This window comes from Virgibacillus sp. NKC19-16, assembly GCF_021560035.1.
Classification (GTDB): domain Bacteria; phylum Bacillota; class Bacilli; order Bacillales; family Amphibacillaceae; genus Virgibacillus_L; species Virgibacillus_L salidurans.
Genome location: NZ_CP074373.1, coordinates 60,832 through 81,960, shown reverse-complemented (window position 1 = coordinate 81,960; position 21,129 = coordinate 60,832). Strand labels below are relative to the sequence as shown.

The following is a 21,129-nucleotide window of genomic DNA, read 5'->3' as shown; positions in this document are numbered from 1 at the left end:
CAAAAATCACCAGTTGTGGTTTTAGTATGAATCATCACAGGAAGACTATACATTAGATACCAATTTTTTATTGTTCTCTATCCACTGCTTGCAACTTATCAACCAGATTTTCTACGGTCCCGTAGCGCCCGTGGCGGGAATCACCCGTATATTTAAAGATTATTTTCAATTTACTATTCTCTGTCCCTAATTGCACACCTCGTCCAAAGCTACTGGCAAGCTCGAATAATTTTGCTCCGTCGATTTGCTGACTTCGATTTTCATCCACAAGCAGCTCGATTTTTTTATTCTTTTCACTAATGGATTCGACACGTTCTCGTTTGGCATACATTTTCAAGGAAGCTACGGCAAATAAATGCTCCACTTCCGGCGGGAAATCGCCGAACCGATCGATTAATTCATCCTTTAGATCATCAATATCCTCCGAAGATTCAATGGCTTGAAATTGTTTATAGATTTCAATTTTCTGTTTCTCGTCTTTAATATAGGATTCCGGGATATAAGCATCCACATCCAATGTGAGCTCAGGTTCAAAGGGTTGTATGTCTTCCACCTCTTTCCCGGCTTTACGAGCTTCGATGGCATCTTTGAGCATTTGTGAATACAAATCAAACCCGACAGAGTCGATAAATCCATGCTGCTGGGCTCCCAGTAAGTTCCCGGTTCCACGAATGGACAGATCACGCATCGCAATTTTAAAGCCGGAACCTAACTCCGTAAATTCCTTAATGGCTTGCAGACGCTTTTCAGATACCTCTGTGAGTACTTTATCTTTTTGATAGGTAAAGTACGCATATGCGACGCGATTGGAACGCCCCACACGGCCACGCAGCTGATAAAGCTGACTCAGCCCCATATAATCTGCATTATTCACGATTAGTGTATTCACATTTGGAATATCGACACCTGTTTCGATAATGGTTGTGCTAACCAATATATCAGATTCACCTTCTAAAAACCCAAACATAGCGTTTTCCAGTTCAGCCTCATTCATCTGTCCATGTGCGACCGCTACTCTGGCATCCGGAACGAGCATATTGACATCCCTAGCAACCTTATCAATACTTTCCACCCGATTGTGCAGGAAGAATACTTGGCCGCCGCGTGCCAATTCCCGCTCAATCGATTCACGGATGAAAATAGGGTTGTATTCCATCACATAGGTCTGAATCGGAAAACGATTTTCAGGTGGTGTCTCAATGACAGATAAGTCACGTACCCCGAGCATGGACATGTGCAAGGTTCTTGGAATTGGGGTTGCTGTTAAGGTGAGCACATCCACATTGGTCTTCAATTGTTTAATTTTTTCCTTATGCTTCACACCAAAGCGCTGTTCTTCGTCAACAATAAGCAGTCCTAAATCACGATACTGCACGTCTTTGGATAATAAGCGATGGGTACCAATAACGATATCAACATTTCCTGATTTTAACCCTTTTAATGTTTCCGTCTGTTGTTTCTTCGTTCGAAAGCGTGTTAAGAGGGCGATGTTGACCGCATGATCCTGGAAGCGCTCTTGAATCGTTTCAAAATGCTGTTGGCCTAAGATAGTTGTCGGTACTAAAAGAGCGACTTGCTTTCCATCCGCTATAGCTTTAAACGCAGCACGTATCGCCACCTCTGTTTTCCCGTAACCAACATCCCCACAAAGCAGTCGATCCATCGGGCGTTCTCTTTCCATATCTTGCTTAATTTCTTCAATACAGCGAATCTGGTCATCGGTTTCCTGATACGGAAACGAAGCTTCGAATTCACGCTGCATCTCGCTGTCTTCGGAAAAGGCATACCCCTGTTTTTCTTGTCTTTCGGCGTATAGCTTAATTAAATCATCCGCAATGTCTTCAACAGATGACTGTACTTTTCGCTTCACCTTCGCCCATTCTGATCCACCTAATTTGTACAACTTCGGTTCTTTACCCTCGGAAGCTACAAATTTCTGAACGAGATCAATTTGATCGATCGGAACGAAAAGCTTATCATCGCCGGAATACTTGATCAGCATATAATCTTTATGTGAATCCTTAACTTCCAGCGTTTCAATCCCTAAATATTTACCTACACCATGGTTTGCATGTACAACGTAGTCCCCCACTTTTAGTTCCTGATAATTCTGAATCCGTTCAGCATTAGATACTTTCTGCTGCCTTCTCGGCTTCTTAGTTCGTTTTTTGAACAGTTCATTTTCCGTTATCAGTGCCAGTTTATGCATCGGGAATTCTATACCACTGCTGATATTACCGATAGCTATCGTAGGAATCCCTACAGGCAGTTGCGGGGTTTCTGTGACTGCTGCTTCAATATCATAATCCATGAAAATAGAATTGATTTTATCCGCGCGTTTTTTATTTGGGGCTAAAATGACAACAGAGTAATCCCCTTTTTCCCACCGCTTTAACTCGTTTTTAAACAAATTCATTTGGCCATGGAATTCCTGCATGACCCGAGAAGAAAGGTTGATAATATTTTGCGGTTGTGTATTTGGAATATGCCGCAAGAATACAGACATATACAGCCGTTGGTGACTGATATTGTCCCATACCGATTGCCAATCAAAGGAAAATGTACTATTTCTTACCATTTTATTTGATTCGAGTAGACTGCTGTACCACTCGGCTTCTTCCGTATCCAGGTTCGTAGCTGTTTCCTGTATTCTGTTCATTTCATCGAAAATAATCAACCCATTGGAAGGGAGGTAGTCTAACAAACTAGCAGGATTTTCATAGAGGAATCCAATATATTTATACATTTCTTGAAAATGCTCCACATTCTTCAGGCGTGCGATATCCTGTTCCATGTTTTCGGATAATGTTTCTTTTGCTTCTACATCTGTCATTTTACCTAAACTGTCTGCCAATGCATTCTCGAGTCTCCCTGCGCTTGAAAGAATATCTTCGTCTGTCAGTAGTAGTTCTGTCGCCGGCCCGACAATGACTTCCTGCTGTTTGTCCAATGAGCGCTGTGTTTCCGCATCAAAATACCGTATAGAATCTATTTCATCATCAAACAATTCTATACGTATCGGGTATTCCTCTGTTATCGGATAAATATCAATGATTCCGCCACGAACACTAAATTCGCCGGGTGTTGTAACCATTCCCTGACGCGCGTATCCCATATCTACTAATGATGACAGGTACGCCTCAATATCAATCGCCTCTCCAAGCGCAAATCTTAATTGGTATGTGCTCCAGTAGCTTGGTGGTGGTAATATCCGTTTTAATGCAGCTACAGGCGCGATTAAAATACCTGATTCCCTTTTCGACCAGGCTGTTAATGAATCGATCCGTTGACTCCTGAGTTCCGGACTGGCAATGGCAATTTCAGAAGCGATCAGTTCATTCACAGGGTATAAATGGACATCATCTTCCCCGGCAAATTCAGCTAAATCGTCGTATAGCTGTTGCGCCTGTACTAATTGATGTGTTACCAGCAAAATTGGCTTATCTGCAGATTCATTAATCAGTGAAACAAGCAGACTTCTTGCAGATCCAGATAAGCCCGCAACAAGCTGTTCGCTCATACCACTGGTAACCCCACCTAAAATTGATTGTATATCTTCTTTTGATTGTAAATAATTATGAATACCTTTCATTGTTAAACCCCCACGCAGTACTTACGTAAGCGCAAAAATGCCTTGGCTTCTTAACCAAAGCTTTTGTTGCTTATTTTATTGTATGAAAAAATCAAGTTCATGATAGTGTGGATGATGTCCCAGCGTCTCTTCACAGTTTTCACAAATTGCTTGAATGTGAACATCTCCATTATCCGTATAATGTATCATTTCTTTTTTGTCCTTCGTTGATAATTGGTCAAACCCTAAGAGGGATGTGTCAACCATTTTTTCTTCTAACTTTCCGATCTCATTACCGCAATGCCTGCATTTATAAACAATAGCCATGGGAAAAACCTCCTCGAATAAACACACGTTACAATTGTTCAAAAAATCACCAAATTATTAACGACGAATTTTTGAAAACACACCTTAAAAGTTTATCCGAAAAGTAATATTTTATACATCTTGCCCTTCACACTATGTGGACTTTAGGCATTATATTCATTCATTACTTCAAGAAAAGGTTTTTCCAGCCAGCTTTCACAGGCATCTGCTGCATTCTTAATGCTTTTGTTTACATCTTCCTGTTGTTCTTTTGAAAAAGATCCCAGGACATAGTCAATGACAGGAACTTGCGTTGTTGGTCTGCCGATTCCGATGCGAAGACGTTTAAATTCTTTCGTTCCTAAGTGATCAATGGTTGATCTGATCCCATTATGACCGCCATGTCCGCCTTTTTGCCTTAACCGGATTTTGCCTGGAGGTAGATCAAGATCATCATAGATAACAAGGACATCTTCTACATCCATATGATAATAATCCATTAAGGGCCTGATCGATTGCCCTGACAGATTCATATATGTCTGTGGCTCAAGGAGAATAACCTTTTCACCTTGAATAGGCTCGATGGCGTATTTACCATTAAACTTCTTCTTATTTAACTTCCAATGATGCCGCTTTAGTAATTCCTCTATGACCATAAATCCAACATTATGACGAGTATCTTTAAATTTTTTCCCTGGATTACCTAACCCAACAATACACTTCATATTACTTCTTCCTTTTTTAAAACAATATAACAATCCCTCCTAAGTTCTAAAGGAGGGCTTGTATTGTTAATTGTTATGAATTAAAGCCTTATTTCTCTTCGTCGTCCTTACCATCTACTAATTCAGGCTCTGCGTTTTCATCTGGTGATTCTTCTACGTCATCCAATGTGTCTGGTGTTAGTATTGTAGCAATTGTTGTGTCTTCATCTTCAAGAAACTCATAATTTGCCGCTTTTGGTAGGTCAGCAATGGTTATACTGTCACCAACTTCCAGTGATTCGATGTTTACGGAAATTTCCTCAGGAATGTCTCTTGGTTTTGCACGAACCTGCAGTTCATATAACGGCTGTTGTAATACTCCACCATCTTTTGATCCTTGAGCTTCACCTTCTAGACGTAAGGCTACTTCAACATCCATTTCTTCTGCCATGTTTACAATATAGAAATCTGCATGCAATACATCGTCTTTAAGTGGATCCATTTGATATTCATGCAACATGACATCAACTGCATTATCATTTTCAATATCTAGGGAGATAATAGCGTTTCTTCCTTCATCGCGAACGGTTTTAACGAGTTCAATGCTATTAACAAAAATGGACTTAGAGTCTTTTTCCTTACCATAAACAACAGCAGGTACTCTGCCGCTATTCCTAATTTCTTTCGTTGCAGATTTTGTTAGGTCGTCCCTTTTCGTTGCTTGTAATTTTACTGCCATCTTGATCATCCTCCAACTATTTTTAAGCGTTATATATTTTTTCAGCTTGTTATAAAAACGTTATATTTATATTTCCCGTTATACAGAATATCTAAACTTTAATCAAACAGGATACTCACAGATTGCAATTCATGGACACGTATAATTGCTTCTCCGATAAGTGGTGCAACAGACAATTCGGTGATTTTTTCACTGCGTTTTTCTTCCGGTATTGGTATCGAATTTGTAACAATTAATTCTTTTAGTTGTGAGTTATCAATTCGATCAATTGCCGGGGGAGACAATACTGGATGTGTAGAACACGCATATACCTCTTTAGCACCGTTTTCGACTAAAGCATTCGCTGCTAATGTCATGGTTCCAGCTGTATCTATGATATCATCAATTAAGATTGCTGTCTTGCCTTCGATATTACCCACAATATTCATAACCTCAGCAACATTCGGACGCGGGCGACGTTTATCGATTATACCTATTGGTGCCTTTAGCCGATCTGCCATCTTCCTTGCTCGTGTCACCCCGCCATGATCCGGGGACACAACGATAATATCGTCAAGGTTTTTCTCCTTAAAGTATTCTGCAAGGATGGGAACACCCTGGAGATGGTCGATTGGTACATCGAAAAAGCCTTGTATTTGTGGTGCATGTAAATCAAGTGTTATAACACGATCTGTCCCAGCAGTTTCAAGTAAGTCTGCTACTAGCTTAGCGGTGATTGGTTCACGTGCCCTTGCCTTTCTATCTTGCCTTGCATAACCATAATATGGCATAACAATATTAATAGACCTTGCTGATGCTCGTTTTAATGCATCGATCATAATCAGCAGTTCCATCATGTGCTGATTAACCGGAGCGCTTGTTGATTGTACGACATAGACGTCATGCCCACGAACACTTTCTTCGATATTAATCTGAATTTCACCATCACTGAAATGCTTGACTGTGCATTCTCCAAGTGATGTTCCAATATGATCCGCTATTTCCTCTGCTAACTGGCGGTTTGAATTCAATGTGAATACTTTTAAAGATGGATCCTTATAGCTAGACGCCATGAGATAAACCCTCCGTTAATCGTTTTGTCTATTTTTAAGTCTTGTAGCATAGCCTTCTTTATTTGTCTGTCTTGCTCGGGCAACGGACAGTGACTCTGCAGGGACATCCTTCGTAATCGTTGATCCTGCAGCAACATAGGAATCGGCTCCGATGGTTACAGGTGCAATTAGGTTGGAATTGCAACCAATAAATGAATCATCTTCAATGGTGGTTAAATATTTATTTTTTCCATCATAGTTCACTGTTATTGTACCACATCCGACATTCACATTGCTTCCAACTTGTGCATCACCCATATAACTTAAATGGGAAACCTTGCTAGCAGTCCCTATTGTCGTCTTTTTAATTTCAACGAAGTTACCGACTTTCGCTTCATCGCCGATTGCAGATTCCGGTCGAATATGCGCATACGGTCCTATTTTAACACGTTTGCCGATTTTACTATTCGTTGCAACACTCTGCTTAACAACGGAACACGAACCAATATAACAGTTGTCGATCTCACTATGTGGGCCAATCTCAGCATCTGAGTCAATGGTAGTGGCACCTGTTATAATCGTCCCAGGGTGGATCACGGCGTCCTGTTTGATCTCAACATCCGGATGGATATATGTATGATCTGGATCAATGATCGCTACACCATTACGCAAATGCTTCTCATTAATTCGCCTTTTCATTATTTTTTCAGCCTGGGCCAATGCCATGCGGTCATTAATTCCTAATGTTTCCTCAAAATCTGGTGTTATAAAAGCAGATACCTTCTCTTTTTTATCACGCAAAACTTCGATCACGTCAGGTAGATAATATTCACCTTGGACATTATCATTGGATATTTCCTTCAAAGCTGCAAAAAGAGCCTGATTATCAAAACAATATGTACCTGTATTAATCTCCTCTACAAGTCGTTCGTTCGCGTCCGCATCTTTATGTTCCACAATACGCTCTACCTCATCCGCTTCATTTCGAATGACTCTCCCGTATCCTGCTGGCTCCTTGGTTTTTGTTGTTAAAATGGTAGCGCTTGCGCCTTCTTTCTCATGATGATCAAAGAGAGCCTGATATGTTTCACTGGTAATCAGTGGTGTATCTCCACAGACCACCATTGTTGTGCCTTTTTCATCTTTTAGTAATTCTTCTGCCTGCATCACAGCATGTCCTGTCCCAAGTTGCTCTTCCTGAGTCACGAACGCACTGTCGTTTCCTATATGTTCGATTACTTTATCCGCACCACGTGAGACAATTGTAACCGTTTTATCGAGTTGTACCGCTTTTATCTGATCAATTACATGCTGCACCATCGGGCGTCCCAGCACCGGATGAAGAACCTTATAAAGCTTCGACTTCATTCTGGTTCCTTGCCCTGCTGCAAGAATGACAGCATACCGTTTCGTCATAAAGAAACCTCCATATTTCTTTTTTCTCCATTATGAATATATCGCAAAAAGCTCATAATTTCAATAGAAACTAGCTTGGTGGGCACTTTTTATGGGGAAGGTTGTTTTCTACAAGATTGGGACTGCACCCAAGGTTCGTCCCACCGAAAACATTTGTTGCTTTTGACAAAAGATATAGACTGCGACATAATACCGCTACGGAAATACACTACGCGCACCTTAGGGCGGCTGATGAGCCCCCTCGTGCTATCGCACTTCGGGGTCTCACCGATGCCTTTCCTCCCGCAGGAGTCTCCGTGTATTTCCTCCGCTGGTATGAACATTAGAACATACTTGATTCAATTACATAATGGCCATGCACTTTTATGATGGTTAAATTGGAGCGGAGGACCGTTGACTCCTGCTCAGAAAAGCACGTGTCTGAAGATCCCGCAGGAAGTGGTTTTCTTCCGAGTTATCAGGAGGATGAAGCCGTGCCCGCGGAAAGCAACAGGCACTTACGTCGCACTTTATATCAACTGCAACGATTTAAAAGCAACAATATTTACGAAAAGATTCATGGGGAAAAAAGAAGCCTAATCTGACTATGGATTAGACCTCTTATTATTCATGCCTATCAGGAGGCTCCAGCTTCTTCATATTCCTCTTTAACCTTCCCTACATGGCGATATTCTTCTAATACAGCATCTTGAATTTTTGCGCGTGTCCCTGAATTGATCGGGTGTGCAATATCCCTGAATTCACCATCAGGGGTACGCTTGGATGGCATTGCGACAAACAATCCATTATTTCCGTCAATAACACGGATATCATGGACAACAAACTCCCCGTCCAACGTAATCGATGCAATTGCTCGCATTCTTCCTTCTGTGTTAACGCGGCGTAATCTTACGTCAGTTACTTCCATGATGCTTCACCACCTTTTCCCATTTGAACTTATCTAACTAGTTCAACAAAAGAAAATAAAATCCTGCCTAAACAAGGAAAAAATTAAATATTTTTTATAATAGGACGGTTTTTGTGAAAAAATAGGAAAACGCTTTTTAATATGTTTGCACAAATATTCCGTCCCCTTCCAGCCATTCTGCTAGAAAAACTTTTTTGTAATCTCTAATTCCTTGTGAAGCAACCTGGTCTCTCAGCCATGATTCATCTGACCCTAAATCATCGAGCTCATCCCATAATACTACCCCATCACGAATTAACGTTACAGGAACATGCACAGCCTTGCTAGGTAAATTGAAATCTTCCTGTGCTGTTTTTTGATACATGGACTTTTTTAAAATGCTAATCGAACCATTTACCTCTAAATAACAAAAAGCTACCTCGCGAATGGAAAAAGTTTCACTTTGCCGAAGCAAGCTTTGCAATTGATTAATATTCATCCGGTTTTTCTTTAACGCTTCCCTGTCAACAATTCCATTTTTAATTAGTGCGGTCGGTTTCCCTTCCGAAATACCGCGGATGGTTAGAAATTTTTGGCTAAGGTATTCAACAATGAACAGCATTATGCTCCATAATACGATGGAATATATAACATAGAAAACACCGACTTTTTCATCATATAAAGCGTTGCCCAATAGTTCACTCAATACAATCGCTGCTATAAAAGTAAAGGGGGTAAATTGGTTAATGATCTTCTTCCCAACAAATTTGATGATGAGAAAAAGCAGAAAAAACCCGGTAATAAGTTCAAATGTCAGATGCATAAGATTCATAGCAATAACTCCAATCCTGATACTCCTTTTCATTTATTGCCAAATAAATGCATTGTAATACAATTCATGGGCACTGGAGGGAGCAGAAAGAAGTCCAGAGAGTCAGATATTCTTTTCCGTCACTTTTAAAGGCGATTTACCATGTATAACTCCTTACGTCAACGTACCCCCACTGAGAACCTTACGATCCCCATTTCAGTGGGGGCTTGGGTTAGCTACTCAGGTCTCCTCGCTAAATCCCTTAGACGGTTTGACGCTCTGAATAGCAAGCACCTCTTAAGCACTCCCCAAACACTGTTTTTGGTTGGTACTGACGACAAACGATCGTTTTCCCACTTGCACCACCCTTTTCGAAAAAGAGCAGTTCATCCTTTAGGAAGAAGCCACCACTCAGATTGCTCTGGCGTGTGCTACAAGCCCCGACAAGTCGAGTACACATGGATGGTTGACGCACCCACTAAGCTATGCGCTAAGCAACAGCTTTACGTTTTTGTACTTCCATTTTGATTGGCGTTTTGATTTTAAGATCTGCGTCTAACTCAACAATTTCTGATTTACGCAATATGTTCAAGGCCCCGTTAATATCAGCATGGATACATTGTCCTGTTTCACTTCGATATAGACCACGATTGATACGTTTACCACGGAATGTGTAGCTTGATTGATCATTTTTCGACCAAACAGGAATTGTATCTTTGTCTAGGAAACTAGCTTTCGATGTATAGCTTTCTTCTTGCTTCACAAAACGAATACCCGCTTTCAAACATCTGTTTTCGATTGCAGTAATCAGCTTATGGAATGGAATCTGAACAAATTTCTGATTGTTCTTTTTCCCTATAGGGGGCGCTTGCTTCCAACCAGCGTTGTAGCCAACAACAATCGTATCAATGTTGAATGCGCTTACCTTTTTGAATAGCAATCCTACAGCCTGTGAGATATAACCATTGATCTGATTTTCTCGTTTGTTCCAAAGTGTCGCGATACGGTTCGTTACAATACGTTTGGAAATACCGTTTTCAATGTTTTTCTGTTGCAGATTGCTTATCGTTTTGTTGAAATATTGGTTGATGGACTTTAGCCTTTTGCCATCAATCAGGAACGTATCACCATGGTTTGTTGCACAACTCATCATTATGTCTACGCCTAAATCGCAACTCAAAGCGTTAATAGTTGTCGTTGGTTGTTTCTTCATCTGAGGAACTTGCATTTCATAAATGTAATGCACCTCAAAGAACCGACCTTTTTGCTTCGGTACGATTTCAATATATGAAATTTTCTTGTTCAACAAATTTTTAGGCATACGAATTTTAATAGAACCGAAACGTTTTCGAATTGCCACATTCATCGGAATAGCCCAGTATCCGTCTTGATCAACCTTTGGAACTTGGTAGATCTCAATGATACGTTTCTCCGTAGAGTAAGAATATTTCGGAAATTTGGGACGACCAGTGAATTTCTCCGGGTTTTCCTTCCACTTTTTCAGCGCTTCAAAAAAGCTCTTCACTTCCGCATACAACGTTCTGCGAATGGCTTGAACGGAGTTTGATTGAACGCCCCAATAGTTAACATCAGCACGCATTGCAGCGTCAACTTCTTTTATGGTCGCCATCTTATCATTGTTCAAATAGTTTTGTTTAACCGCATACAAGCCAACATTACGCAAAGCCTTTGAACTATGCGACATACGTTGAAGCAGACGAAATTCTTTAGCCATAAGAGTACTACGTCCAATATTTTGTTTCTGAGTGAAACGTTGAATGTTTTCGGTTTTCTTTTGTTTACGCAATACTTTAACGGATTTCTTTCTAGCCATTGTGTTCACCGCCTTTCTCAACGAGTCAAATAGGATTATTTCATTCCTTGAGACTCCATGTATGTACGGATTGTTTTGATAGGCGTAACACCTGTTGTCTAATTTCTTTATCATAATAATACACTTCTTATCTATGACTATTATATCATTGGACAAAGGGTTATGCGAATTTTTGTTCGCCAAAAAGTAAGAAAATACAAGAAACGTGTTCAGCCTATTGGCTGACGGCAATTCATCTTCACCTGAATTGTTGGGCTGGCGCCCGAAACCAGATGGAGTCTTCTTGCCGAAAAGGATAAAACGAAAGATACCACAGTGAACAACACCGTGGTATCTTTCGTTTTTGCTTCCTTATTTGCCAATAAAATTTCCTGGATGGACTTCAATATATTTCCTTTTCATGTCAACATTGGTTATTTTGACTAACGATGTATATTCCTCGACAACACGATCCTCTTCATCATCATCCGCCTCAGCCAGTACACCAATTGCTTTCACATTTGCTTCGAACTCTTCTAGTAAATTGATCATCCCTGTAATTGTGCCACCGGCTTTCATGAAATCATCAATAATACAAACATTAGAGCCTTCCTGCAAGCTTCGTTTAGGAAGTACCATGGTTTGTATCTTACGAGATGATCCGGAGACATAATTAATACTTACAGACGATCCTTCCGTGACTTTAGGATCTCTGCGCACAATGACAACAGGGACATCAAGAAAGGATGCTACAGCATATGCTAAGGGTATCCCTTTGGTAGCAACTGTAACAATGACATCAATATCCTGACGTGCGAATGCGGATGCAAATACACGACCGATTTCTCTCGTTTGGCCCGGATCACCCAGTATATCGCTCATGTATAGATAACCGCCAGGAAGTATTCGTGATGGATCCTCCAGTTTACGGCGAAGTTCTTGAATGAATTGGATACTTTTGTCACGTGAAAATTCAGGGATATACTGAACACCACCAGACGCGCCGGACGTTCTTTCCAGAAACCCGAGCTCTTCACGTTGGAAAACATCATCGATAATATCCAGATCTTCACTAAGCGATGACTTGGATGATTCATATACTTCAGCAAAATAAGGAAGCTGCCTATGTTCTCTTGGATTTTCCAGAAAAAAGTTAGTCATTGAAACTAAACGATTGCTTCTTTTCATTTCCACACCTCAAAACCGAATATTACCATTAAATATACCATTTTTATACGTGTTTTGGCAATGCTTATCCTAATAGACGCACTAAATATACTTCCTCACAAAAACCACGCATGCCATTATAAATCCGCTGCGCTTTACTCTGATGCTCAACCAAGCTGTATACTGTTGGGCCACTTCCACTCATAAGCACTCCTGAGGCTCCTGCCTGTTCCATTCGATCTTTAATACGCTGTACTTCAGGATATACCGTTAATGTAATACCTTCTAATGCGTTCCCGATATGGGCACACATCTTATGAAAATTCTTTTGTCTAAGTGCATCCATAACAGCATTAGTGTTGGGGTGTGTAAGTTCTTCTACATTCACACGCTGAAAAATCGTTCGTGTTGAAACACCAATATCCGGTTTTGCCAGTACCACCCAACAAGATGGAGGAGCCGATAGAGGCTCGATTATTTCTCCTCGGCCTTTTGCGATTGCCGTATTTCCATATACACAGAAAGGTACATCAGAGCCAATTTTAGCCCCAATCGCCGCTAACTCATTTAGAGGGATGTCCAACTTCCACAGCCGATTCATTCCACGCAACACAGCTGCAGCATCCGTACTGCCACCACCGAGACCAGCTGATACGGGAATGCTTTTTTCTATATGGATATGCACACCTGTTTTTATTCCGTACTTCTTTTTAAAGGCATCTGCAGCTTTATACGCCAAATTGCGCTCATCACTTGGTACAAACCTACTCTCAAGCGAAATCTCGATTCGATCCCGGTTGATGGAGTGCAATGTAATGCGATCGCTTAAGTCAATCGTGGTCATTATCATTTCCACATCATGATAACCATCATTCCGCCTACTTAGCACATCGAGCGATAAGTTAATTTTTGCCGGCGCTTTTTCAAAAAGAACCATCACCGTCACCTACTTTGAAAATATAACCAAATTGTAACACATTAGAAAAATGGAGGCGACTCCTGGGTAAGACTGAGTTTTTAATGGGATAGCCAACGAAAAAAAGACAAACCCATTTAGGGAGGTCACTGAAGAACTGTCTAATTTTATAAATTAGACTGATTCCACATTCAAAAAAGCAGCTGTTCCGGATTTATTTTTTCCGGAACAGCTGCTTTTTTGAAGCGAGGGGGTGTATTCAGTCCTCATTTTATTCGATCAGCTTCAGGATTCTTTTTAAGTTGACGGTGAAGATTGCCATCGCACCTTGTAAATACATGCCATCAAGACCCGAAGATGAGGAAACCTCATATCCGTGTCTATGTTTCAATTCGCTATTCTTTGCTTCAATCTTATAACGTTCTTTTGCTTTTTCCTTAAATTTCTCACTCTCTTGAAATTCCCTTTGTTTCTGATGCTCTTCTGATTTAATACTTACCGAATAGGTTTTTGATTTAGCACCAGGTTTATAGCATCCTTCTTGGAGAGGACAACGTTTACATTTCTCTACGTCAAAATAGTACGTTTGTGTTTGATTTTTGTTCTGTCCCTTTTTTCCAACACGCGCTTTTCTTGTAGCCATATACCCTGCTGGACAAACATACATCCCCGCATCTTTATTGAATTCAAACGCATCATCTTTATCACGACTACCGTGCGATACATTTGGATTTAACTTGGCAACCAAGTCCAGCTCGTTTTTTATCGCATATCTGATATTATCCTTATCTGAATAAGCTGCATCCCCAATAATCGTATCGATGGACATTCCCGTTTCCTCACTCTTTTCGATCAAGGTTTGAAGTTGCTTCCCATCGTTTTTCTCGCCAGTTGTCACTGTAGCTGCCGTAATAATACGCTCTTCACTCATGGCCAGGTGCGTTTTATATCCGAAAAAACTGGAATCCGCGGATTTGTGTCCTACACGTGCATCTGGGTCTTCAGAGTGCTGAAGAAAATTGACATCATCATCCATTGTTTCTTTGAGAAGGTTCAACGGTTCTTTCACTTTGGGATATTCTTGAAGCACCGGTTCCGCCTCAATGACATCGACTAGTTCTTGTGTGTAGGCAAGTTCATCCTCAATCGTATCGGATTGGGGTTTCTTGGGGAATTTTTCTTTCATGGACTCATCAATCGAGTAGATTTCTTTGCGTACCTTTTTCGAACGATTGCGAAGTATTTCCTGTGGTGTCAGTTGATTGTATTTTGACTTCGTATGTGTTGCATCTACAATGATTGCTTTTGATTGAATGATATCTTTTTCCACAGCGATTTCAACTGTTTTGCCAATTAAGAGGTCAAGGAGGTTTTCGTCTCCCAAACGTTTACGGCGAAAATGCGTCAATAGGCTTGAATCAATAACCTCTTCTTCAGGAGCCATCTCCAGGAAATACTTAAAGGACATGTCCACGCGTGCGCGTTCTACTAAGTCAGTATCAGAAAGATTATAAATGGTTTTTAAAAGAAGATATTTAAACATACGAATCGGATGAACGGCATTCCGGCCGTTATCATGGCAATACTTGTCTTTTAACTCATCATAGATAAAGGTAAAGTCAACAAGTTCGTTGATTTCTCTTAGTAAATCATCCTTTGGAATAATGGCATCATATAATCCTGCATAGTTACTCAGATTCATCGACAGTTGACGTTCAATCATCCAATCCCTCATTTTTTATGTATTACTATTATTGTACAATAAATCAGCCCATCTTTCTTCAAAAATCGGAAGAAAGATGGGCTAATATTTAATACAATTGGACTTTTTCAGTGACCTCCCATTTAGGGTCTGTCTTTTTCCTGCATGTTTTGCTCGGCCATTTCAATTGCTCGTTTCACCATGTTGCCGGCATCTTTCGCCTTGATGCCTCCCCAGCCTTCTTGCTTTACCGTGTCGTAAAATCCTAACTCCTTGGCAATTTCTTCTTTCATCTGGTCTGACATAATTCCTTGACGTCTAGCCATGAAAGAACAACCCCTTTCATTGTTATTCTACGACATCTATAGCTTGTGTAGCTACGGCATTTAAAACCCCGTTATTTGTATACAAAATAGGAAAATTTTTTATGTTAGTGTGACGTATGTTTTCTCGATTGATTGCTAAATCTATATATCGTTGGTTGATAAAACAAGAGCAGTAAACAATTGCTTGTCTACTGCTCCATTATGATATCGCCGTTCTATCATCAGGAAAGCTTAATTCTACAGTTTCTGTTAAAACGTCTGCATAGCTGTATGAAACACGTTCGAATGCATTTTCGTCTTGATCCAGCTCAACAACAAAAACAGAAGGATACATTTCGGCTAATATGCCTGACCGTTCAATTGTTTTCCTTCTTCCGCCATTGGCTTTTAATTTCAAACGTTTTCCAACTTGACATTCAAGACCTTGCTTTATTTCGATTAATGTTTTAGCCACTACACTCCACCTCACTGGAAATAATTATACCATAAGCTTGTTTAATAGTCAAATAAAACTTTACATTATAACAGTATAGCAATTTTACTGTCAACACTAAAATTCACGATTTCTATATTATTATTTGTAAATGTTAACAATTTATGTATTGACTTGTACTTTTTCTGCAAAAATCTAATCTTGTCCTCGTTAGTTTCCAAGGACAAGATATGCATATTATTCTGTTAATTCCTCCGATTTTTCTTCTATATACGGTAATCCTGTGCGTAGTAGCCCCCGTGTTTCAACACCACCCATTCCCTTATCACCTGTTAATGTATTTCTCAGTGCATCCCAGACACTGACTTTTTCCATAAATGGTGTATACGCAATTTTGGCAGCAATAAAAACAGGATCAAGCGCATGGATATTGATGCGCAGTGGAGAACTTGCATAGTTGGCTCCTGCACGTATCATGGATTCAAAATGGGATTGACATGCCCCTGCGAATATAACAAGCTGATCCAGATGAGGATTCGCACGCCTTGCCTCTCTTACCGTTTCAGCAAAGTACTTGGAATTTCGATAAGCACGAAGGTCACCTTTTATACCTTTATTTTTGGAAAAAGAATCATGTCCAGTTATCACAATAATGTTCGGTTGAATGCGCTCAACCAAAGCGCCTATCTCAAGCGGCATGTCTTTTTCATGTAAATGCACACCATGTACCTGCAAACCCATCCGTTGATATAATTCAATACATTTTCGCAGGTAATTTTGATCCCCATCCAAATGAAGTACCTTCGCGGGTAATTGAAAATAACTTGCATGATTATGGTAGCCATCCGTTGATTGGTATTCCCGTTTTTCTCGCATCAATTGGTAATCTTGCCTGAATAAGCGATAAGAAAACTCCTCTTGTTCCTTTCCTTTTTGCCGTCTCTTCTCCAGTTCTCTGGCTTGCACTTGCAGGAGGTCTTCCGCTTTGGCATCAGCCTGCAAGCGAATGTCCTCCCCGTATAAATTAACGATATCTTTTTTAACTGATGCAACCCGAAAAAGCAGGTCATTATTATATGATTTGCGTGTTACTAATTCCCCGGTTGTAACTCCCATATACTCACCTCACAGCCTTCCATGAAAGCATTCCTCCTATAGACTATGAGGGTAAGAGTCTAACTGTGCAATGCTCTTTTTGACTCACATCTGTGCCTTCACAGACAAATGGGTAAAGCAACTGCCTTACCCATTTACGTCCCCCGCGTTATAAAACACGTTAGCCAAAGCAGCAAACTCCTCTATATCCAGAGACTCCCCACGTCTGGCGCCATCTATATTAACCATCTCAAGTAGTTCCGTAATCGTTTCTTTATCATACGTTTCTTTAAAATAACGTATTAAGTTATTTCGCAATGTCTTCCTTCGCTGGCCAAAACAGGCTTGGACAAGATTAAAGAAATATTCTTCATCCGTCACTTGAACAGAGGGCTCGTCCCGAATAGTCAACCTAAGAACACTAGAGTCCACATTGGGCTGCGGCATAAACACGCTCTTAGGCACATTCATAATCACTTCTGCCTGTGTATAATACTGCACAGCTACCGTTAAAGATCCATAGCTTTTCGTATTCGGGTTTGCTGCCATTCGATCGGCAACTTCTTTTTGGATCATGACGGTAAGCGTCGATACCGGTAACCTCTCACGCAGTAATTTCATCAAAATTGGGGTTGTAATGTAATAAGGGAGATTGGCGACGATGTGAATTGGCTGCTCCGGCCCAAAATGACCGCTAATCACTTCCTGTACATTCGCTTCTAGGATATCCTGATGAATAATTTGAACATTATCGTAATCCTGAAGCGTATCTTGTAAAATCGGCAGCAAACGCTGATCGATTTCAAACGCCACTACCCTATCCGCATGAATCGCCAATTGCTCGGTTAATGCACCGATTCCAGGGCCAACCTCAATAACTCCAGTTCCTTTATCTATCCCCGCATGTTTAATAATATTTTCGAGAATATTTGCATCCACCAAAAAATTTTGCCCCAAGCTTTTTTTGAATGAAAATGTATACTTATTTAAAATCTCTTTGGTTCGGGTGGGGGTAGCTATATGCTTTTTAGGCATCGTGATTTTCCTCCTGTTGCAGCTGTCTGACAGCATGCTCGAATTGCGCTTTTGAAATTTGAAATACGGTTAACCGTTTTAATAGCTGTTTGCCATTAGTATGCCCGATTTGAAGCAGTTCACCAAGTCGATTTCGATACGTGCTTGCTTTTGGCCCACCGATCAGTCCGTGTTTTATCAAGTCTTCTTTTTTGATGTCACTCGATTCCACTTCGGTTAGTTCATATACATCTTCAAGAGCCCTTTGAATTGCTTCCCTCGATGCATGTTCAATGCCAAGACTTTTATTATCCGGGTGCTTCGCTCTTGCTGTGTTTGGTGTCAAAAAAGCATGCTTACATCCTGGCACTTCCTGATCAATTATATGGCGTATCCGTTCACCAGGGTAATCCGGATCAGTGAAAATGATAATTCCCCTTTTTTGTTTCGCGTGTTTTATTTGTCCTAAAATTTCTTGATTAATCGCTGATCCATTCGTTTCAATTGTATCTGCATCTACGGATTGCTGGATTTTTGTTGTATCATCTCTTCCTTCAACAACAATTACTTCTTTTATTTTCAATATATATCCTCTTTCCTAGAAAATTGTCTTTTGTTAAAGGGATTCTTTGAAAGCGTCTCTTGCTTTCTTACTTTTTTTCTTCCTAAAAAATAATGCTCCTACCATAATAGCATGGCACGAGCATTTATCCTACATTTTAACAATTAATCAAGAATCTTCACTTCAACTGTTTTCCTTCCCCAGTCATAGGCGGCGTCTTGCGATGGAACATGGACATCAACCCGATTACCGGTAATATGTCCTCCCGTATCACTCGCAACAGCTTCCCCGTAGCCTTCTACCCATACTTTAGTGCCTAATGGGATAACACCAGGATCCACAGCGATCACTTTTTTATTCGGGTTTGCATTCAAATTAACCCCTGTGGTCGTATATCCTGAACAGCCGCTGCAGCTTGCCGTATATGCACTTGCGCTCATCTGAATTGATTTTCCACCTGAATTACTATTCGATGCGGGTTCGTTTTCCGGCTCTGGTTCTGGCTCTGGTTCAGAACTGGTATTTGATAACGTAACAATATTTGCTTCTCCTTGCACTGGCTCAGGTTCCAGATCAGGCGTCTGTTCTTTTGTACCCACTGCTAATACACGATTCTCGCTTTCTTCTATTACTTCTTCACTAACTAACTCACGGTCGATTTCCTCACCATTTTCCATTACTACTTCATAAATCTTTTTAACTTTGCCTTCCTCGCCTTGGGTAACAACTCGTTCTTCCCCTTTAGCAAGCGAGCTATCTTCCTTTGTTTCTGTGTCAAAAGCGATTGACTCTGTTAATTCCTCTTTTTCCTTTTCCACGCGCACAATGTTAACAGCCGTGTCTTCCGTTACATCTTCCCCTAGTCCTGGTTTGATTTCATCATCACTATCCGCATCATAGTCAACATCTGCATCTGTTAGTAAGTCTTCAATTGTACCACCTGTCGTCCAAGCTTTTTTCTCTTCTCCGCCATCATTGATTGTTACCTGAAATGCCTGATTCACTTCTATATGTAGTCCATCTTTGATTGCTTCTGTATTGTCATGTGAAATATCATCACGGGCTGCAAATGAAAGATTATGTTCTGCTAAAAATTCTTCAATTGTATCTGCAGTCGTATAATATTCCTGCTCATCACCATCAACTGTTACGATGATTTGTTTTGCAGTATCGTACGTGATTTCCATCCCGTTTTCGAGCTTTGCATCCCTGTTATGCGATAATGCGTCATGCTCCCCAACAGTAATCCCAGCTTCCTGAAGCAGTTCCTCAACTGTATTGGTGTGCGTTTTCACCGTTTGTTTTTCATCATTTTCTACAATTACTACTTCTGCTTTCGTGCCCTCAAATAGTAAATATCCTGAAAATACAATAAGTGCTAAAACACCAATACTTGAAACAACCAGCTTCATTTTCGACGCCGGCATTAGCTTTTGAAATATTCGCATGCTTCTGCCTCCCTTATATCGTATTCGATTATATAAACAGTTATATGTAAAGTCAAAGCTATTTGGATTACGATTTGTTTACAATCAAGTTACAATCGATCAGCCGCAAATAGACGAAAGGTTAAACTGTTGGCATAGGAGGATTTTACACCTTTTTTAAAATAAAAATAAGACTGGCCGTCGACAGCCAGTCTCCAGTTTATGCCATTATTTTTACATAAAAATTTCAGATCAAGATCGCTCAATTTCAAACAGCGAAAATGCATTTTTTGTCGTAATGTCACTAATTTCCTCGAATGTCATTTCCCTTAATTCTGCAATTTTTTCTGCTACCAGTTTCACATATGCGGGTTCGTTCCGCTTACCCCGATTCGGATGTGGTGCTAGGAATGGCGCGTCCGTTTCCACAAGCAATCGATCCAGCGGGACTTGGACGGCAACTTCCTTTGGCATTGTTGCATTTTTAAAGGTTACCGGGCCACCAAGTGAAATATAGAAATTCATATCCAGACATGCCTGTACGTAGTCCACCGAATCATTGTAGCAATGCATGATACCGCCTACTTCCTTGGCATTTTCTTCTTGTAGGATTTCGATGATATCTGTGGTTGCCTCCCGGTTATGAATCGTAATCGGCATGTTCACTTTTTTGGCAAGACGGATTTGCTTGCGGAACACTTCTTTTTGTATGTCTTTCGGCGATTTGTCCCAATGATAATCTAATCCCATTTCACCGATTGCAACTACTTTCGGATGCGCGGACAGTTCTTCAATCCAATCCAGATCCTCATCTGTCATATCCACCGCATCAACCGGGTGCCAACCGACAGCCGCATAAATCGTCTCATTAGTCTCAGCGATTTCTATGGCTAAGGGAATCGTTTCCCTGTCAAAACCAACGACTACCATATAGCTGACACCTACGTCAAATGCACGCTGAATCGTCGCATCGCGGTCTTCGAAAAATTGCCTCGCATTTAAATGTACATGTGTATCAAAAAGCATTTCATCACTTCCTTATAAGAGGAAAAGGCCGACCCTTGAGGTGACCTTTTCTTAGAGATTCTTTTCCGTCAGTATTACTGCTGTTAAATCTTCGCAGTTGATATAAAAGACGATGTAATGTGCAATACTCGCCGCCGTCCAGGATCGTTCCAGGCAGTCGCTTTCCGCAGGAGTCGACTGCCCT

Annotated in this window: 19 protein-coding genes; all 19 read right to left on the bottom strand. The window is 40.6% G+C overall.

Translation table 11 applies throughout. The annotated features are described in order from the left end of the window. Nucleotides 1–67: 67 nt before the first annotated feature. The gene (gene mfd, locus KFZ58_RS00430; protein ID WP_235792942.1) at nucleotides 68–3,592 is read right to left on the bottom strand and encodes a transcription-repair coupling factor; all 3,525 of its coding nucleotides are present in this window, start codon (nucleotides 3,590–3,592) and stop codon (nucleotides 68–70) included. A gap of 75 nt (nucleotides 3,593–3,667) precedes the next feature. Further along, on the bottom strand, nucleotides 3,668–3,898 hold the full coding sequence (fin, locus tag KFZ58_RS00425) for an anti-sigma-F factor Fin (RefSeq protein ID WP_235792941.1): 231 nt from the start codon (nucleotides 3,896–3,898) through the stop codon (nucleotides 3,668–3,670). A gap of 143 nt (nucleotides 3,899–4,041) precedes the next feature. Next, nucleotides 4,042–4,602 carry an aminoacyl-tRNA hydrolase gene (gene pth / locus KFZ58_RS00420; protein WP_235792940.1) on the bottom strand — a complete coding sequence of 187 codons (561 nt, stop codon included), beginning with the start codon at nucleotides 4,600–4,602 and terminating at the stop codon, nucleotides 4,042–4,044. 88 nt (nucleotides 4,603–4,690) lie between these two features. Beyond that, a complete protein-coding gene (locus KFZ58_RS00415) occupies nucleotides 4,691–5,320 on the bottom strand; it encodes a 50S ribosomal protein L25/general stress protein Ctc (protein WP_235792939.1) in 630 nt (209 codons plus the stop codon). Nucleotides 5,321–5,418: 98 nt separating this feature from the next. Continuing rightward, nucleotides 5,419–6,372, bottom strand: coding sequence for a ribose-phosphate diphosphokinase (locus KFZ58_RS00410; RefSeq protein ID WP_235792938.1), 954 nt, complete (start codon nucleotides 6,370–6,372; stop codon nucleotides 5,419–5,421). A 15-nt stretch (nucleotides 6,373–6,387) separates the two neighbouring features. Continuing rightward, nucleotides 6,388–7,767 carry a bifunctional UDP-N-acetylglucosamine diphosphorylase/glucosamine-1-phosphate N-acetyltransferase GlmU gene (gene glmU, locus KFZ58_RS00405; protein ID WP_235792937.1) on the bottom strand — a complete coding sequence of 460 codons (1,380 nt, stop codon included), beginning with the start codon at nucleotides 7,765–7,767 and terminating at the stop codon, nucleotides 6,388–6,390. Nucleotides 7,768–8,383: 616 nt separating this feature from the next. After that, a complete protein-coding gene (spoVG, locus tag KFZ58_RS00400; protein ID WP_235792936.1) occupies nucleotides 8,384–8,674 on the bottom strand; it encodes a septation regulator SpoVG in 291 nt (96 codons plus the stop codon). 136 nt (nucleotides 8,675–8,810) lie between these two features. Continuing rightward, nucleotides 8,811–9,485 (bottom strand): DUF421 domain-containing protein, encoded by a 675-nt coding sequence (locus KFZ58_RS00395; RefSeq protein ID WP_235792935.1) that lies wholly within the window; start codon nucleotides 9,483–9,485, stop codon nucleotides 8,811–8,813. Between the two features lie 469 nt (nucleotides 9,486–9,954). Then, entirely contained in the window at nucleotides 9,955–11,298 is a 1,344-nt protein-coding gene (locus KFZ58_RS00390) for an RNA-guided endonuclease TnpB family protein (RefSeq protein WP_235792934.1), read from the bottom strand. Nucleotides 11,299–11,649: 351 nt separating this feature from the next. Beyond that, entirely contained in the window at nucleotides 11,650–12,465 is an 816-nt protein-coding gene (gene purR / locus KFZ58_RS00385; RefSeq protein ID WP_235792933.1) for a pur operon repressor, read from the bottom strand. 64 nt (nucleotides 12,466–12,529) lie between these two features. After that, nucleotides 12,530–13,381, bottom strand: coding sequence for a 4-(cytidine 5'-diphospho)-2-C-methyl-D-erythritol kinase (gene ispE / locus KFZ58_RS00380; RefSeq protein ID WP_235792932.1), 852 nt, complete (start codon nucleotides 13,379–13,381; stop codon nucleotides 12,530–12,532). A 250-nt stretch (nucleotides 13,382–13,631) separates the two neighbouring features. Beyond that, nucleotides 13,632–15,083, bottom strand: coding sequence for an IS1182 family transposase (locus KFZ58_RS00375; RefSeq protein WP_235792931.1), 1,452 nt, complete (start codon nucleotides 15,081–15,083; stop codon nucleotides 13,632–13,634). A 122-nt stretch (nucleotides 15,084–15,205) separates the two neighbouring features. Further along, complete coding sequence (locus KFZ58_RS00370) at nucleotides 15,206–15,388, bottom strand: small, acid-soluble spore protein, alpha/beta type (RefSeq protein ID WP_235792930.1); 183 nt, start codon at nucleotides 15,386–15,388, stop codon at nucleotides 15,206–15,208. 199 nt (nucleotides 15,389–15,587) lie between these two features. Continuing rightward, entirely contained in the window at nucleotides 15,588–15,842 is a 255-nt protein-coding gene (gene veg / locus KFZ58_RS00365) for a biofilm formation stimulator Veg (protein WP_235792929.1), read from the bottom strand. Between the two features lie 216 nt (nucleotides 15,843–16,058). Beyond that, the gene (gene yabG, locus KFZ58_RS00360; RefSeq protein WP_235792928.1) at nucleotides 16,059–16,937 is read right to left on the bottom strand and encodes a sporulation peptidase YabG; all 879 of its coding nucleotides are present in this window, start codon (nucleotides 16,935–16,937) and stop codon (nucleotides 16,059–16,061) included. A 126-nt stretch (nucleotides 16,938–17,063) separates the two neighbouring features. After that, nucleotides 17,064–17,951 (bottom strand): 16S rRNA (adenine(1518)-N(6)/adenine(1519)-N(6))-dimethyltransferase RsmA, encoded by an 888-nt coding sequence (rsmA, locus tag KFZ58_RS00355; protein WP_235792927.1) that lies wholly within the window; start codon nucleotides 17,949–17,951, stop codon nucleotides 17,064–17,066. Beyond that, the gene (rnmV, locus tag KFZ58_RS00350; protein WP_235792926.1) at nucleotides 17,944–18,513 is read right to left on the bottom strand and encodes a ribonuclease M5; all 570 of its coding nucleotides are present in this window, start codon (nucleotides 18,511–18,513) and stop codon (nucleotides 17,944–17,946) included. Before rnmV ends, rsmA begins: the two co-directional genes overlap by 8 nt. A gap of 143 nt (nucleotides 18,514–18,656) precedes the next feature. Beyond that, entirely contained in the window at nucleotides 18,657–19,940 is a 1,284-nt protein-coding gene (locus tag KFZ58_RS00345; RefSeq protein ID WP_235792925.1) for a resuscitation-promoting factor, read from the bottom strand. 231 nt (nucleotides 19,941–20,171) lie between these two features. Then, on the bottom strand, nucleotides 20,172–20,945 hold the full coding sequence (locus KFZ58_RS00340) for a TatD family hydrolase (RefSeq protein WP_235792924.1): 774 nt from the start codon (nucleotides 20,943–20,945) through the stop codon (nucleotides 20,172–20,174). Nucleotides 20,946–21,129 lie beyond the last annotated feature (184 nt).

Bases quoted from the DNA above. Each gene is read 5' to 3' on its own strand.
- mfd (WP_235792942.1), bottom strand. From the start codon at position 3,592: ATGAAAGGTATTCATAATTATTTACAATCAAAAGAAGATATACAATCA.
- fin (WP_235792941.1), bottom strand. From the start codon at position 3,898: ATGGCTATTGTTTATAAATGCAGGCATTGCGGTAATGAGATCGGAAAG.
- pth (WP_235792940.1), bottom strand. From the start codon at position 4,602: ATGAAGTGTATTGTTGGGTTAGGTAATCCAGGGAAAAAATTTAAAGAT.
- KFZ58_RS00415 (WP_235792939.1), bottom strand. From the start codon at position 5,320: ATGGCAGTAAAATTACAAGCAACGAAAAGGGACGACCTAACAAAATCT.
- KFZ58_RS00410 (WP_235792938.1), bottom strand. From the start codon at position 6,372: ATGGCGTCTAGCTATAAGGATCCATCTTTAAAAGTATTCACATTGAAT.
- glmU (WP_235792937.1), bottom strand. From the start codon at position 7,767: ATGACGAAACGGTATGCTGTCATTCTTGCAGCAGGGCAAGGAACCAGA.
- spoVG (WP_235792936.1), bottom strand. From the start codon at position 8,674: ATGGAAGTAACTGACGTAAGATTACGCCGCGTTAACACAGAAGGAAGA.
- KFZ58_RS00395 (WP_235792935.1), bottom strand. From the start codon at position 9,485: ATGAATCTTATGCATCTGACATTTGAACTTATTACCGGGTTTTTTCTG.
- KFZ58_RS00390 (WP_235792934.1), bottom strand. From the start codon at position 11,298: ATGGCTAGAAAGAAATCCGTTAAAGTATTGCGTAAACAAAAGAAAACC.
- purR (WP_235792933.1), bottom strand. From the start codon at position 12,465: ATGAAAAGAAGCAATCGTTTAGTTTCAATGACTAACTTTTTTCTGGAA.
- ispE (WP_235792932.1), bottom strand. From the start codon at position 13,381: ATGGTTCTTTTTGAAAAAGCGCCGGCAAAAATTAACTTATCGCTCGAT.
- KFZ58_RS00375 (WP_235792931.1), bottom strand. From the start codon at position 15,083: ATGATTGAACGTCAACTGTCGATGAATCTGAGTAACTATGCAGGATTA.
- KFZ58_RS00370 (WP_235792930.1), bottom strand. From the start codon at position 15,388: ATGGCTAGACGTCAAGGAATTATGTCAGACCAGATGAAAGAAGAAATT.
- yabG (WP_235792928.1), bottom strand. From the start codon at position 16,937: ATGGGAGTTACAACCGGGGAATTAGTAACACGCAAATCATATAATAAT.
- rsmA (WP_235792927.1), bottom strand. From the start codon at position 17,951: ATGCCTAAAAAGCATATAGCTACCCCCACCCGAACCAAAGAGATTTTA.
- KFZ58_RS00345 (WP_235792925.1), bottom strand. From the start codon at position 19,940: ATGCGAATATTTCAAAAGCTAATGCCGGCGTCGAAAATGAAGCTGGTT.
- KFZ58_RS00340 (WP_235792924.1), bottom strand. From the start codon at position 20,945: ATGCTTTTTGATACACATGTACATTTAAATGCGAGGCAATTTTTCGAA.